This window comes from Aquaspirillum soli (assembly GCF_054781915.1).
In genome coordinates this window covers 22,193-37,238 of sequence record NZ_BAAGTM010000020.1, presented here as the reverse complement: position 1 = coordinate 37,238, position 15,046 = coordinate 22,193, and the positions used below count along the sequence as shown (strand labels likewise).

Here is a 15,046-nt window from a genome sequence, read left to right as displayed (position 1 = left end):
ACAACGTTGATAGGTCGGGTGTGGAAGCGCAGTAATGCGTTAAGCTAACCGATACTAATTGCTCGTGTGGCTTGATCCTATAAGTTGCGACACTTACTACAATCTAACCCTTGTCTTTACTTCTTCAGCCCCTTTTTGCTTGGCGGCCATAGCGAGTTGGTACCACCCCTTCCCTTCCCGAACAGGACCGTGAAACGACTCAGCGCCGATGATAGTGCAGATCCCTGTGTGAAAGTAGGTCTCCGCCAAGCTCCCAATATCAAACCCCCTGCTACCAAGTAGCAGGGGGTTTTGTTTTTAACTCCACACAAAATAATAAATAATCAAGCCCCGAAAATCGGGGCTTTTTGCATGGGCGAAATGTTTTAGTGGTTGCGCAGATGAGAAGGTGTTTTGGGTTGTAGCATGGTTTGTGCACAGCTAGAGGCTTTTAACATCGCATTACCAAAGCGCACACATGAAAATTGGTTGATTTGTCTGGAGGCTTTTGAAAGAGATTCAACAGCAGTTTCACTAAACACAAAAGCCGGTTTAAGAACCTCAGCACCGCTTGGATTGGTTTCTTGCGTTAGGTAACGCAGGTTGCGTTGCCAGTGGCTCAGCCATTTTTCAGAGAGCTGTAATAAATCGTTTTGTGCACAGACGTGAGCTTGTAACAAATGATTGGAAGCTTCAATCGTGCGTTCAACATTCTCTGAAATAACTGGTGGCACCGTGTCTCGATTAATTGGTTGTTTACCCTGTAGTAGAGCACGATACCAGTTAAATTGGGCGTCCAAGAGCTGACGATGATGCCGAGACAGTATTTCAGTCACTTCTTGTAATGCAAAAGGAAAGGCTTGTTTTTGCATGGGACGCCTCTATGTGGTGCGAGAGTTGCTGTTGGTTGCTGTGTGATCTTCTACTGCATGATCTAGTCTATTGCAAATTGACTTAATGTCAACAGCAACTCGGATTTTTATTCATTTAAAATTCATATTTTCCATACCAAAACAAGTTCCGACAAAAGTGCTTGTAATATAGGCTCCCCTTCTCTCTCTGCAGGATATATAAATTGCAAATCGGCTCGTTTTTCTACATTTGGAATAATGAACAGCCGGCCCTGTGCCTCAAGCGGTTTGGCCTCATCTTCGCGCATTAAAGCCAGTCCTACACCCGATTCGACCACGCTACAGATAGTAGGAACATGGTCGATTTCGGCAATTTTCTTAGGTGCGATATTGAGTTCACGCCACAACTCGGTGGTTAGCCTGTGCAAACTGGACAATTGAGAAATGCCAATCCACGGCAGTTTCCCCAACTCCCTCGGCTGTAGACCTTCAATGCGTGATTGCCAAGCGGCAGGCGCAACGATGCGGAAACATAATTCTGTCAGTGTGAGGGTGTTGACATTGACATAAGGGTTGTTTCCAATATAAAAACCAGCATCTAATTCCTTTTTGCGGACCTTATTAAGAATTTGGCCCGTCACACCATGCTGTAGCTGGATATCAATCAATGGGTATTTCTCGGCTAATGCAGCGACCCAGGGGCCGATATTGGTCATCTCTGGGGTGGTAATGGTCCCAATTAACGCTTTCCCTTTCATCTCTCCCTTTAGCATTCGCGAATGGTTCATCAAGTCGCGTGCCGCAGTCAGGATCGCCTGTGCTTGCGGCAGCAATTCTTGTCCTACTCGCGTCAGGGTTACCCCTCCTGTGCTGCGTTCAAATAGCGGCATCCCAAAGTCCTCTTCGAGCGCCTTAATTTGTGCAGTGACCGCCGGTTGACTTAAGTGGAGTAATTCAGCTGCTTGGGTGAGGTGGCCTTGTTGGGCAACTGTCACGAAAGTTCGTAGTTGGTAGATTTCCAATTTATGCGTCCCCTTGGTTTTTTGATTGTCATTATTCTTGTAACAGAATGTTCCGCACTGTAAGCAAATCCGTCAATCTCTCTCGATTTTTTTTCACAATTTTAACCAAAGTTAATGACGAAAAATAGCGCGTAACTTGATGATTTATAACAAATGTTGCTTTGCATCATTTGTCATGCTGATTTTTTACATCAGTAATTGCGATTAGCCAAGCGCCTTGTTCCTTTCGTAGAGTCTCCGCCGCAGTGGGCCATTTATAAGTCCACGCTTAATAATGAGAAAGTGAGGAAATGTATGAACAATGAGGAAATCGTTGCTCGAGTACAGGCTAATCCGAAGTTTCAAGAATTGGTCCAAAAGAAAACCGGCTTTGGGTGGATGCTCTCCATCGTTATGCTGGCAATCTACTACGGCTTCATTCTGGTATTGGCTTTCAATCCTAGCAGCTTAGGTGCATCTCTGAGCGGTGGTATTACCACAGTGGGCATTCCAGTGGGTTTGGGTGTGATCATTTCAGCCTTTGTATTAACCGGAATTTATGTGCAGCGTGCAAACGGTGAGTTTGACCGCTTAACTCAAGAAGTGGTTGAGGAGGCTAGAAAGTGATGAATCGCCGTATTCCGCAAATTTTAGGCGCCTTGGCGCTGGTGGGTCTCTCTGCCGCCGCTTTTGCTGCCGGCGCAGTTGAAGGTGAAGTGCAGAAAGCCAAGGCAACCAACTGGTCTGCCATCATCATGTTCTTCGCTTTCGTCGGTTTTACGCTCGGTATTACTTACTGGGCAGCCCGTCGGACGCAATCTGCTTCTGACTTCTACACCGCTGGCGGTGGTATTTCTGGTTTCCAAAACGGCTTGGCGATTGCCGGTGACTATATGTCTGCTGCGTCGTTCTTGGGTATTTCGGCGATGGTGTTCGACAAGGGCTACGATGGTTTGATTTATTCCATCGGCTTCTTGGTCGGCTGGCCTGTGATTCTGTTCTTGGTGGCAGAGCGTCTGCGTAACCTAGGTAAGTTCACTTTTGCCGACGTGGCATCCTACCGTTTGTCACAAACCCCCGTCCGTATCTTAGCCGCTACCGGTACCCTGGTTGTGGTGGCCCTGTATCTGATCGCTCAGATGGTGGGTGCAGGTAAGCTGATCCAATTGCTGTTCGGTCTTGATTACGCTGTGGCGGTGATCTTGGTGGGCGTGCTGATGGTGATGTACGTGATGTTCGGCGGTATGTTGGCAACCACTTGGGTGCAAATTATTAAAGCCGTCATCCTGCTGTCTGGTGCTTCCTTTATGGCACTGATGGTACTGGTTTCGGTTGGTTTCAGCCCAGAAGCGATGTTTGCGAAAGCCGTCGAAAACCATCCAAAAGCCACCGCTATTATGGCACCTGGTGGTCTGGTATCGAACCCAATTGATGCGATTTCCTTGGGCTTGGCGTTGATGTTTGGTACTGCTGGTTTGCCACACATCCTGATGCGTTTCTTCACTGTGGGTAACGCAAAAGAAGCACGTAAGTCGGTGTTCTATGCAACAGGTTTCATCGGTTACTTCTACATCCTGACCTTCATCATCGGTTTCGGCGCCATCTTCTTGGTCGGTACCAACCCTAGCTTCTTGGATGACGCAGGCAAGATCGTTGGTGGTAACAACATGGTTGCTGTTCACTTGGCGAAAGCTGTGGGTGGTGACTTGTTCTTAGGCTTTATCTCTGCAGTTGCTTTCGCCACGATTTTGGCGGTGGTGGCTGGTTTGGCACTGTCTGGTGCTTCTGCTGTGTCGCATGACTTGTACGCTTCGGTGATCAAGAAAGGCAAAGCCAACGAGAAAGATGAGATGCGCGTATCCAAGATGACTACTCTGGTCTTGGGTGTGTTGTCCATCGTCTTGGGTATCGCTTTCGAAAAACAAAACATCGCCTTCATGGTCGGTCTGGCGTTCTCGATTGCAGCTTCGGCTAACTTCCCTGTGTTGTTCCTCTCCATGTTCTGGAAAGGTCTGACCACTCGCGGCGCGGTGATCGGTGGCTTTATCGGTCTGACTTCTGCTGTCGTGTTGATCGTGTTTGGCCCAACTGTGTGGGTGGAAGTGTTAGGTCACGAGAAAGGTTCTGAGCTGTTCCCATACAAGAACCCAGCGTTGTTCTCCATGACTTTGGCCTTCTTCTCGACTTGGTTGTTCTCGGTGACTGACAGCTCCCGTCAGGCACAAGAAGAAAAAGGTCGCTTCGATGCTCAGTTCGTGCGCTCCATGACTGGTATCGGTGCTGCTGGTGCTTCGAAACACTAATTGTTGTTCGGAGTTACCCCTGTCGGTGACGGGGGTAACAAACTCTAAGTATTCATCTGTTTAGGAGATGATCAAGATGTCCACTATCGAATCCGTGTTGAAAGAAACTCGCACTTTCCCACCAACCGAAGAGTTCCGTCAAAAAGCAACTGTGTCGGGCATGGAGGGTTACAACAACCTGTGTGAACAAGCCAATAACGACTACGCAGGTTTCTGGGGTAATTTGGCAAACGAGCTGATCTCTTGGAAAAAACCATTTACCCGTGTGTTGGATGACAGCAATCCACCCTTCTTCAAATGGTTCGATGATGGTGAACTGAACGTTTCCTACAACTGTATCGACCGCCACTTGGCTGACAAAGCCGACAAAGTTGCCATCATTTTTGAAGCAGATGACGGCAAAGTGGAAAACATCACTTACCGTGAGCTGTACGAAAAAGTTTGTCAATTTGCGAATGGTTTGAAATCTCTCGGTGTGCAAAAAGGCGACCGTGTTGTGATTTACCTGCCGATGGTGACCGAGGCTATTGTAGCGATGCAGGCATGTGCGCGTATCGGTGCAATCCACTCTGTTGTATTCGGCGGTTTCTCGGCAGGCGCTTTGCGTGATCGCGTGTTGGATACCGGCGGTAAAGTATTGATCACCGCGAACGAAAGCGTGCGCGGCGGTAAATTTGTGCCACTGAAAGCAACTGTTGACGAAGCATTAAGCTTGGGCGGTTGTGAGACAGTGGAAAAAGTGGTGGTGTTACAACGCACCCCAACTGAAGTGCCTTGGACCGAAGGCCGTGATATTGCATGGTCGGCATTGGTAGAAAACCAAGCAACCGATTGCGAACCAGAATGGATGAACGCTGAAGATCCACTGTTCATTCTTTACACTTCCGGTTCGACTGGTAAGCCAAAAGGGATTCAACACAGCACCGGCGGTTACTTGTTGGGTGCCGTGAACAGCTTCCGCTGGATTTTTGACAGCAAGCCAAACGATGTATTCTGGTGCACCGCCGATGTGGGTTGGATTACCGGCCACAGCTATGTTGCCTATGGCCCATTGGCGTTTGGTGCAACCCAAGTGGTGTTTGAAGGTGTGCCAACTTACCCAGATGCCACTCGCTTCTGGCGCATGATTCAAGATCATAAAGTCAGCATTTTCTATACCGCACCAACGGCGATTCGTTCCCTGATTAAATTGGGTTCGGATTTGCCAAAACAATTTGACCTTTCCTCGCTGCGCCTGTTGGGGACGGTGGGTGAGCCGATCAACCCAGAAGCTTGGATGTGGTACTACGAAGTGGTGGGCGGTAGCCGTTGCCCAATCGTGGATACTTGGTGGCAAACTGAAACCGGTAGCCACATGATTGCGCCAATGCCAGGTGCTGTGGCAACCAAACCAGGTTCTTGCACTTTGCCATTGCCGGGCATTATTGCCGACATCGTGGATGAATCAGGTGCGCCAGTTGAACCAGGTCGTGGTGGTTTCTTGGTCATCAAAAAGCCCTTCCCATCCTTAGTGCGTACTATCTGGGGTGATCCAGATCGCTTTAAGAAAACCTATTTCCCAGAAGAGTTTAACGGCCAATACTACTTGGCAGGCGACTCGGCCAACCGTGACGAAAATGGCTACTTCTGGATCATGGGTCGTGTCGATGATGTGCTGAACGTGTCTGGTCACCGCTTAGGTACCATGGAAATTGAATCGGCACTGGTGGCAAACCCACTGGTCGCAGAAGCCGCTGTCGTGGGTAAACCTCACGAAGTGAAAGGCGAAGCCGTGGTTGCCTTCGTGGTCTTGAAAGGGGCTCGCCCAACAGGTGAAGAGGCGAAGAAAATCGCTGCTGAACTGAAAAACTGGGTGGCGCACGAAATCGGCAAGATTGCACAGCCTGATGACATCCGCTTCGGTGAGAACTTACCGAAAACCCGTTCTGGCAAAATCATGCGCCGTCTGTTGCGTTCGATTGCTAAAGGTGAAGAAATTTCTCAAGACGTTTCGACACTGGAAAACCCACAAATCCTCGATCAGCTGCAAGAGGCACAATAATCAACGTATCAAATCATTCGTTGAGCACGTAACACCTGTTCTTGCATAGGTGTCATTGAACGGTAGTCCTGAATGGGCTACCGTTTTTTTTGTTTGCGCTGAAAAGCGCAGTCCTGACTGAACATCAAACAGAAACGATTGTCGCACATCAAAGCAGTACAATATGACGGTAACGGTTGTTGCCGCTTCCTGCTATCATTTAAGAAAAAAGTGGATTGTAATGCTGTCGCAGCGAAAAGCTGCACGCTCCACAACTGCCCTGTTTCGCTTACTTGTAGAAAGTACTGTCATGTCTGAAAACGCTGACAAAAAAGTGATACCCATCCAACCCGTTGCCGCCGGCAAAGGGAACGATGCGCAAGAAGTCTCTTTATATGAGGCACATAAAAAAATCTATCCCCGCGCTGTTCAGGGGATTTTCAATAATTGGCGTATTGCATTAGTTATTATTACCCAATTTGTATTTTATGTTTTTCCGTGGTTAACGTGGAATGGTCGCCAAGCTGTGTTATTTGATCTGGCAGCGCGAAAGTTCTATCTGTTCGGTTTAACTTTTTTCCCACAGGATTTTATTTATCTTGCTGGCTTGTTAATGTGTGCCGCATTGGGTCTATTTTTATGGACGACTATTGCTGGCCGTTTATGGTGTGGTTATTCCTGTCCACAAACGGTATATACCGAGATTTTCTTGTGGATAGAACAAGCGATTGAAGGGGATCGCAATAAGCGGATGAAGTTGGATAAAAGTCCAATGAGTGCACGCAAGGTTGGTATTAAAACTGCTAAACACAGTGCGTGGATTTTATTCTCGCTATGGACTGGTTTTACCTTAGTTGGTTTCTTCACTCCAATTAAAGATTTATTGGCCGCAGCACAAACGTTTGATTTTGGGCCGTGGGAAACATTCTGGATTTTCTTTTATGGTGGCTTTACCTACTTGTTTGCAGGTTTTATGCGTGAACAAGTTTGTAAATATATGTGCCCCTATGCACGCTTCCAGAGTGTGATGTTTGATGCGGATACGCTGATTATTTCTTACGACACTCAACGGGGTGAACCGCGTGGTGCGCGCAAGAAAGGGGTGGATCCAAAAGACGCCGGCTTGGGTGATTGTGTAAACTGCGGTGTGTGTGTGCAAGTGTGTCCCACTGGTATCGATATTCGTAACGGCTTACAGTATGAATGTATTGGCTGTGCCGCCTGTATTGATGCCTGTGATGAAATCATGGACAAAGTTGGCTATTCCCGTGGTTTGATTCGTTACACCACAGAAAATGCCCTAGAAGGTAAATACCCAGAAAGCCAGATGTGGTCACGTTTGAAACGGCCACGGGTGATGATGTATGGTCTGGTGTTGTTGGTGGTGTTGGTCGCAGGGACAACCTCGTTTGTGATGCGCCAGCCTTTGAAAGTGGATGTATTGCGTGACCGTGCTTCTTTAGTTCGACAAACGGACGATGGCTTATTAGAAAATACCTATAGCCTGCGGTTAATGAACACTTCAGAAGAAACCCAGAAACTTGCTATCACTGTCTCTGGTCTACCAGGGATTACATTGGATGGTGGTAAGGTCGAAGTGGATCTCAAACCGACCGGTAATGAATCGATTGTGGTGCGTGTGCACGTCGATCCTGAACAAGCGCCAAAAGGCAGCCATCCTATCCAGTTCCACATCCGTTCTCTTGATGAGAGTGGTGTGAACTTAACCGAAAAATCGAGTTTTATTGGAGAGTAAGTATGATCACCCCCCCCGCTTCTGGTTCGTCTTCTTTGCCTTGGTATCGGCAAGGGTGGCCTTGGTTGTTGATTCTTGGGCCAGCTGTGGTGGTGGTGGCGGGGGTGATTACGTTTTGGTTGGCTGCCAGTACCGACGATACCGTGGTAAACGACGATTACTACAAACGCGGTAAAGAAATTCACCTCGATCATAAACGCGACGTGTTGGCGTTGAAACAAGGTTTAAGCGCGCAAGTGATGGTCAGTGAAGACAATGCTGCGGTGCGGGTGTTGTTAAAAGGTGGTGAGGCGTTTGTGTTCCCTGATCAGCTTCACCTTTCCTTGGCGCACCCCACCTTGGCCGATCGTGATATTCATGCCGTATTGCAACATCAAGGCGGCGGAATTTATCAAGCTCGTTTACAACTGGCCTCTGCTGCTCATTGGTATGTGCAACTGCAAGACCCAAAACAAGGGTGGCGTTTGCATAACGAGTGGAAACTTGACGAAGGCCACGCTTTCTCGATGGCACCACCAAACGATATTCCAGCGACCGAAGGCAGTGCAGCGCAATAAGTCCAGTCTCTAAGCCGCTGTCAAACAAGCGCGTGGGTTAGCTAACCTGCGCGCTTGCTTTTTTGTTGCATGGCAGCGTACACTGCCGCCGTCTTTGGGGGAGTAGCTAATTCAGCCATTTTGGTTGAATGTGCGCGTCAACATACTTGATCCACTCGATCATGGCGCTCACTGCGGCATCCGCATTGCAAGACCTAATGACCTTGTGTCTGCTCCGTTGGGGTTGCAGCAGCACAGGTCATTTGGTGCGAGCAACCCCAAGGAGTCTATAAATGGATGCTTTCCTCATGTCTACCGGCCTCGTTGCTTTGGCCGAAATGGGCGATAAAACGCAGTTATTGGCTTTATTACTCGCTGCGCGTTTTCGCCGTCCCTTGCCTATTATTTTGGGCATCTTCGTTGCAACCGTATTGAATCATTTTGCTGCCGCTTGGTTGGGGCAATTGGTTGTGGCGTGGTTATCCCCCGATATTTTGCGTTGGTTATTGGTCCTTGCTTTTTTTGCTATGGCTGTCTGGATAATGATTCCAGATAAAATTGACGAAGAAGATACCGCTGTGAAAGAAAAACTCGGTGTTTTTATGGCGACAACGATTGCCTTTTTTATGGCAGAAATGGGTGATAAAACCCAAATCGCAACGGTGATGTTATCGGCAAAATATACCGATTTATTCGGCGTGGTGATGGGGACTACCTGTGGCATGATGCTGGCTAATGTGCCGGCGGTATTGATTGGTAATTTTGCTGCTGATCGCTTACCTATTCGGTGGATTCATCTGGCTGCAGCGGCGTTATTTGTCGTGCTGGGTATTTGGGTATTGTGGTACGGCATTTAAAAAAGGGACAACAGTTTGCTGTTGTCCCTTTTTCTGTGGTGTATTAAGAAAATTGTCGTAGTGCTGCCAGTGGACTGACTTTAGCGATATGTCGGACTGCTGGCATACCCGCTGCCCAGGTTGCAAATACCCCAATCGCTATTCCCAGAGGGAACAACATTGGGTTAAAACTCACCGGTAAATCGAGTAACCAAGTGGCGACGCCAATAGAAAGCGCGCTGGCACCGAGGGCAGCCAAGCCTCCGGCTGCCACACCAAGGGCAATTAGCTCACTGCGGTGCATTTTTATCAGTTGTTTTCGTGATGCACCGAGCGTACGCAATACCGCAGCATCAAAAGCTCGTTCATCACGGGTGGTATGAATGGCTGCCCACAACACCAACACCCCTGCTAACAGGCTAAAGCCAAATACAAATTGAATCGCCAACACCAGTTTATCGACCATGCTCCGCACTTCGGCCAAAATAGCACTGACGTCAATGATGGTCAGGTTGGGAAAGGCTTGTACCAAAGCGGTGACGGCATCTTCGCGATCCTCCGGCAAATGAAAGCTAGTGATATAGCTGGCTGGCCGATCTTGTAACAGCGCAGGGCTGGCGATGGCAAAAAAGTTGACACGGAAACTGTCCCAATCCACTTCGCGGATGCTGGTAACGGGGGCTTGGTATTCCGTACCCGCAATTTCATATTTCAGCTCATCACCGAGCTTAATCCCCAATCGCTCGGCAATATCACGTTCCATTGAAAATTGCGCGCTGGCGCCGGCTTCCCACCATGTGCCAGCCACTAAACGATTGCCTTTCGGTAGTATGTCATTCCAAGACAGATTAAATTCGCGTTCGGCCAAGCGTTGGGTACGTTCGTCACGATATTCTTGTGGTCGTACTGGTTTACCGTTAATCGCCAATAAACGACCGCGAATCATCGGCGCAAAATCCGGTACCGGCAAGCCTTGGTTCACAAAGGCATCTGCCACTGGATCTAACTGTTTCTGTTGAATATTGATGACAAAACGGTTCGGCGCATCGGGTGGTAAGTTGCGTTGCCATGCATCTAACAAATCGCCCCGTACGACCATCAGCACCAACAACGCCATAATCCCCGACGACAACGCCACGATTTGCAACAGCGTTAAGCTCGGACGGCGGGTTGCTTGGGCAATTCCATAATGCCAACTCATGGCACTACCATGCCGCGTCAGCCGCCGTGCAATGCCCAACATCACCCACGCGAGGGCCGCCGAAACCGCTATAAAAGCCAAGAAGCCACCAGCAACCAGACTGGCCACTTTGACATCGCCTGCTTGCCATAACATCAAAGCAAACAGCGCCGTGGCGCCTGCGGCATAGGCTAGGATACCCGCACGTTGTGGTTGAATATCTTCACGCAATACGCGCAAAGTAGGCGCTTGTCGCAGTTGCAACAGTGGGGGAATGGCAAAGCCAAGCAACAGCAACATCCCCGTGCTTAATCCACTCACCCACGGCATCCATCCGGCTGGTGGCAGTTGTGTGCCTAAAAGACTGGCAAAAGGCAGCAACAAAATTTCTTGCGTCAACCAAGCCACAACACAGCCCACACCACCGGCAACCAAAGTGAGAACGATAAATTGGCCAGAGAATAAGAAGAGAATTTCATTCTGTGTGGCACCCAAACAGCGCAGGGTGGCGACTGGGGCATAATGGCGGGCGAGATAGCGGCGGCATGCTAGGGCCATTGCCACGGCTGCCAATGCCACTGCCAACAGTGCCGTGAGGCCAAGAAAACGTTGGGCTCGTTCGAGTGCCACCCGAACCTCGGGCCGCGTATCCTCTACCCGTTCAATTTTATCGCCGCGTTGTAACTGGGTTTCTAAGGTTTTTTGTAGTCGTTCCAGACGACGACTTTCACCCGCAATCAATAAGCGATAGCGTAAGCGACTGCCTTCTTGGACTAACGCTGTGCGTGCTAAATCGCTATGATGGAACATGACCCGAGGGACAAAGTTATACACATCCACCGCCCCATCCGGCTCACGAATCAACTGGGCTGCAATCCGAAACTCGGCATTCCCAATTCGGACCACGTCGCCAACTTTGACATTGAGCCGCGCCAGCAAGCGTTCATCCAGCCACACTGTGCCTTCTTGCGGTGTTAAACGGCCAGAAACGACTTTGCCGTTTTGTAAAATTTCCACATTGCCTCGTAACGGATAGCCGGTGCTGACCACTTTGATCGCACTGAGCTGCGCCGACTCACGAGAAAACACCATGCTGGGAAAACTGATGGTATCGGCGATGTCAAAACCGGCTTTGCTGATGTCTGCGCCGTAGCGTTCACGCAAAGGCTTATCGCTGCTTAACACCAAATCGGCTGCTAATAGGCGTGTGGCTTCCTGACGCAGGCCACGTTCGACACGATCTGCAAAAAAAGCCACACTGGTTACTGCCGCGACGGCGACGACAATCGCCAGCGCCAATAAATTCAGCTCGCCAGACACCAATTCACGCCGGAAAAAGCGCAAGACGAAACGCAAGCGCGACCAGACACTATTCACGGCTCAGCTCCACTAACTTTCCTCCGGTGAGGTGAAAGGCACGGTCACAGCGTGAGGCCAAAGCGCTGTCATGGGTGACCAAAACCAACGTGGTGCCCTGTGCCCGATTCAGTTGAAACATTAACGAGATGATTTGGGCGCCGGTGGCCGCATCCAGATTGCCAGTCGGTTCATCTGCAAATAGTAATTTTGGTGAGGCGACAAAGGCGCGTGCCAATGCCACCCGCTGCTGTTCTCCACCCGACAGATATTTCGGGAGGTGATCCAGACGTTGGCTTAATCCAACTCGTTCTAGCATCGCTTTGGCTTGGCTTTCTGCTTCGGGGTCACCTGCCAGCTCTAAGGGCAGCATTACATTTTCCAGCGCAGTCAAGGCCGGCATCAGCTGGAACGATTGGAAGACAAAGCCGACAAATTGATGGCGTAACCGCGCACGGGCATCTTCATCTAGTGGCCCCAATGGTTTGCCAAACAGCGCAATTTGTCCTCCCGATGGATGGTCCAAACCGGCTAGCAAACCGAGTAGGGTGGATTTGCCCGAGCCAGAGGCACCGACAATGGCAACGGTTTCCCCCGGATAGAGGGTGAGATTCACCCCTTGCAAAATCGATAAGCTGCTACCAGCGTGTTGCACATGTTTAACAACGTCTACCGCTTGCAAAATCGGTGGCAATTCTGGAGAAACGGAACTCATGCGAAAAATTTTCCTATGGCTGGCGATCAGTGGCACGCTGTTAATCAGTACGCCGTTGTTTGCTGCGACCATTTTGGTGTTTGGAGATTCCCTCTCCTCTGGCTATGGTTTGCGTGCCGGAGAAGGTTGGGTAGATTTATTAGCCAAAGAGTTGGCGCCGCAACATCGGGTTTTCAATGCCAGTCAAACCGGAGAAACCACTGATGGCGGGCTGAGCCGTCTACCCCATGCGTTAAAACAATATCAGCCAGATATTGTGATATTGGAATTAGGCGGCAATGACGGTTTGCGTGGGTTGCCGGTTTCTGCAATGCAACATAACCTAACTGCGATGGTTAAGCTAGTGCGGCAACAAGGTGGACAGGTGTTATTAGTCGGCATGACATTGCCACCCAACTACGGTCAGCAATATATCCAACAATTTCAACACAGCTTTGTTGCCGTAGCCAAACAACAACAGCTTGCCTTAGTGCCGTTGTTGGTGGCGGGGTTTGCTGCTGATCTGAATCAATTTCAGCCCGACGGCATTCACCCCAAAGCCCAAGTTCAACGGCAAATGATGAACACAGTATTAACTGGACTGCGGCCCTTGTTGACTACAGCCCAGAAAAAATCGCGTTAGGAGGACTTTTTATCTTGGCCGATTTTGCCTTCTTTGCCGGCCAACAAATTTAAAATATTCTGTTTGTGGCGGCGTACCAACAGCAAAGACAGAATAAAGGTTGTGCCAAGATATACCCCACCATCCAGCAAGAACATGCCATAGACGGGGGCACTTAACGCAGCGATCAGCGCAGCTAGGGATGAAATACGAGTGGTGAAGGCAATCAATAGCCAAGTGCCCAAGGCGGCGAGGGCCAATAACGGGTGAAATGCCAACAACACACCAAGTGCAGTGGCCACCCCTTTGCCGCCATGAAATTTCAAAAAGATGGGCCATAAATGACCTACAAACACAGCAAGCGCCACCATGGCAATCTCTGGATCGGCCAAGCCATATTGCGGGGCAAAGTAGCGGGCAAGTTCAACCGCCACCCAGCCTTTGGCGCCATCGCCTAGTAGGGTCAGTGCAGCGGCCAATTTATTGCCAGTTCGCAACACATTGGTTGCACCCGGGTTTTTCGAACCAAAGGTGCGGGGATCGGCTAGATTCATAACGCGGCTAACGATGACTGCGAATGATAAAGAGCCGATAAGGTAAGCGGTAATGATGAATGCTATCGTGGGCATGGCGATTTCACTACAATACGGGACTTTGCATTCTACGGCATCCTGTTGTCTGGCTGAAACGGCATTGCCTCTTTAATTTATGGATATCATTTTTCTGCGCGAAGTCCGACTGGATACGGTCATTGGAGTGTACGACTGGGAACGGCAGGCTCCGCAGACCATCGAACTCGATCTTGACATCGGTATTCCAAGCGAACAGCCCTGTCATAGCGATAACATCGGCGACACCATTCACTATGGTGTCGTTGTTGAACGTTTGCGTACGTTGTTGGCAGAACAACACTTTTTATTGTTAGAGGCGCTGGCCGACCATATCGCCACGGTGATTCGCGAGGAGTTTGGCGCGCCGTGGGTGCGGGTGGCAGTGACCAAATTGGGCATTCTGCCTCGGGTGAAAAAAGTTGGTGTTATTATCGAACGCGGCCAACGGCCACGTTAATAATAAAATCATTTTATGGAAGAAACCTGATGTCCACAGAAAGCGCACAGATTGGTTTAGAAGAATTCCAACAGCTGATTGACGAAGCGCTACCGCTTTGTCGTTTGTTTGGGATTCGTACCGAAAGCATTGGTTATGGTGAAGCCACCATGAAAATGCACTTTAACCCCGATTTAATCCGCCCAGGTGGCACAGTGGCAGGGCCGGCTTTGATGGCGATTGCCGATGCCACGCTCTATGCGGTGGTGTTGGGGATGATCGGTCGAGTGGAGTTAGCGGTCACGACCAGTTTAAACATCAATTTTTTGCGTAAACCACCACAGGCAGACATTATCGCCGAGGGCCGGATTCTAAAACTTGGCCAGCGTTTGGCGGTGGGTGAGGTGATGTTGTTTTCTGAAGGGGTGGATGAGCCAGTGGCGCATGTCACTGGCACTTATTCGATTCCGCCGCGCCGTTAACGATTCCGCATAAAATCGGCTGTGTTCCACAACGCTTCGTCCAATTTCTTTTTCAGTTCGGGTTCGATGGGCAATTCGTCCATCGCCCGCCGCATACAGTGCATCCACTGATCGCGGCCAAAATCATCAATGGCAAAAGGCATGTGCCGTGCCCGCAAACGGGGATGGCCGTATTTTTCCATATACAAGCTTGGCCCACCCAACCAACCAGATAAAAACATAAACAGCTTTTCTTCCGACTCGCTCAAATCTTGTGGGTGCATCCGGCGGACTTCCAATGCCACAGGGTCTTCATCCATGATTTGGTAAAACCGTGAAACCAAACGGCGCAACATGGCTTCGCCGCCGAGCAATTCGTAGGGGGTCAGTGCTTGCATAAAGGC

15 protein-coding genes and 2 rRNA genes are annotated in these 15,046 nt (G+C 49.6%); 11 read left to right on the top strand and 6 right to left on the bottom strand.

The features are described 5' to 3' along the window. A 23S ribosomal RNA gene (locus tag ACYVJG_RS12130) occupies window positions 1–79 on the top strand; the annotation flags it as partial. Between the two features lie 59 nt (window positions 80–138). Further along, window positions 139–251: ribosomal RNA gene (rrf, locus tag ACYVJG_RS12125) — 5S ribosomal RNA — on the top strand. Between the two features lie 114 nt (window positions 252–365). Here rrf and ACYVJG_RS12120 read toward each other — a convergent pair. Together ACYVJG_RS12120 and ACYVJG_RS12115 are read right to left on the bottom strand one after the other, a co-directional pair. Continuing rightward, window positions 366–851 (bottom strand): hypothetical protein, encoded by a 486-nt coding sequence (locus ACYVJG_RS12120; protein ID WP_460431276.1) that lies wholly within the window; start codon window positions 849–851, stop codon window positions 366–368. A gap of 122 nt (window positions 852–973) precedes the next feature. Beyond that, entirely contained in the window at window positions 974–1,852 is an 879-nt protein-coding gene (locus tag ACYVJG_RS12115) for a LysR family transcriptional regulator (RefSeq protein ID WP_460431275.1), read from the bottom strand. A gap of 294 nt (window positions 1,853–2,146) precedes the next feature. Here ACYVJG_RS12115 and ACYVJG_RS12110 point away from each other — a divergent pair, with 294 nt between their 5' ends. From ACYVJG_RS12110 to ACYVJG_RS12085, 6 genes are all read left to right on the top strand, one after another. Beyond that, window positions 2,147–2,458: a DUF485 domain-containing protein gene (locus ACYVJG_RS12110; RefSeq protein ID WP_460431274.1), complete on the top strand. Its 312-nt coding sequence runs from the start codon at window positions 2,147–2,149 to the stop codon at window positions 2,456–2,458. Continuing rightward, window positions 2,458–4,134, top strand: coding sequence for a cation acetate symporter (locus tag ACYVJG_RS12105; protein WP_460431273.1), 1,677 nt, complete (start codon window positions 2,458–2,460; stop codon window positions 4,132–4,134). Before ACYVJG_RS12110 ends, ACYVJG_RS12105 begins: the two co-directional genes overlap by 1 nt. Before the next feature lie 76 nt (window positions 4,135–4,210). Next, a complete protein-coding gene (acs, locus tag ACYVJG_RS12100) occupies window positions 4,211–6,175 on the top strand; it encodes an acetate--CoA ligase (RefSeq protein ID WP_022653454.1) in 1,965 nt (654 codons plus the stop codon). A 289-nt stretch (window positions 6,176–6,464) separates the two neighbouring features. Further along, on the top strand, window positions 6,465–7,910 hold the full coding sequence (gene ccoG / locus ACYVJG_RS12095) for a cytochrome c oxidase accessory protein CcoG (RefSeq protein ID WP_022653455.1): 1,446 nt from the start codon (window positions 6,465–6,467) through the stop codon (window positions 7,908–7,910). Window positions 7,911–7,912: 2 nt separating this feature from the next. Beyond that, window positions 7,913–8,467, top strand: a complete 555-nt coding sequence (locus ACYVJG_RS12090) for a FixH family protein (protein ID WP_460431272.1) — start codon at window positions 7,913–7,915, stop codon at window positions 8,465–8,467. A gap of 272 nt (window positions 8,468–8,739) precedes the next feature. Beyond that, window positions 8,740–9,303 (top strand): TMEM165/GDT1 family protein, encoded by a 564-nt coding sequence (locus ACYVJG_RS12085; protein ID WP_022653457.1) that lies wholly within the window; start codon window positions 8,740–8,742, stop codon window positions 9,301–9,303. Between the two features lie 43 nt (window positions 9,304–9,346). Here ACYVJG_RS12085 and ACYVJG_RS12080 read toward each other — a convergent pair whose 3' ends face one another. Beyond that, complete coding sequence (locus tag ACYVJG_RS12080; RefSeq protein WP_460431271.1) at window positions 9,347–11,839, bottom strand: ABC transporter permease; 2,493 nt, start codon at window positions 11,837–11,839, stop codon at window positions 9,347–9,349. Further along, the gene (locus tag ACYVJG_RS12075) at window positions 11,832–12,533 is read right to left on the bottom strand and encodes an ABC transporter ATP-binding protein (protein ID WP_022653459.1); all 702 of its coding nucleotides are present in this window, start codon (window positions 12,531–12,533) and stop codon (window positions 11,832–11,834) included. Before ACYVJG_RS12075 ends, ACYVJG_RS12080 begins: the two co-directional genes overlap by 8 nt. On the opposite strand from ACYVJG_RS12075, the gene ACYVJG_RS12070 reads away from it, so the two are divergent. Next, window positions 12,532–13,155 (top strand): arylesterase, encoded by a 624-nt coding sequence (locus ACYVJG_RS12070; protein WP_460431270.1) that lies wholly within the window; start codon window positions 12,532–12,534, stop codon window positions 13,153–13,155. The two genes, ACYVJG_RS12075 and ACYVJG_RS12070, sit on opposite strands and share 2 nt — an antisense overlap. On the opposite strand, the gene plsY is transcribed toward ACYVJG_RS12070, so the two are convergent. Next, entirely contained in the window at window positions 13,152–13,763 is a 612-nt protein-coding gene (plsY, locus tag ACYVJG_RS12065; RefSeq protein WP_022653461.1) for a glycerol-3-phosphate 1-O-acyltransferase PlsY, read from the bottom strand. The genes ACYVJG_RS12070 and plsY overlap by 4 nt on opposite strands. A gap of 79 nt (window positions 13,764–13,842) precedes the next feature. Here plsY and ACYVJG_RS12060 point away from each other — a divergent pair, with 79 nt between their 5' ends. Continuing rightward, window positions 13,843–14,202, top strand: a complete 360-nt coding sequence (locus ACYVJG_RS12060; protein WP_022653462.1) for a dihydroneopterin aldolase — start codon at window positions 13,843–13,845, stop codon at window positions 14,200–14,202. Between the two features lie 29 nt (window positions 14,203–14,231). Continuing rightward, entirely contained in the window at window positions 14,232–14,663 is a 432-nt protein-coding gene (locus ACYVJG_RS12055; protein ID WP_022653463.1) for a PaaI family thioesterase, read from the top strand. Here ACYVJG_RS12055 and ACYVJG_RS12050 read toward each other — a convergent pair. Continuing rightward, window positions 14,660–15,040, bottom strand: coding sequence for a group II truncated hemoglobin (locus tag ACYVJG_RS12050; RefSeq protein WP_027405201.1), 381 nt, complete (start codon window positions 15,038–15,040; stop codon window positions 14,660–14,662). The two genes, ACYVJG_RS12055 and ACYVJG_RS12050, sit on opposite strands and share 4 nt — an antisense overlap. Window positions 15,041–15,046 lie beyond the last annotated feature (6 nt).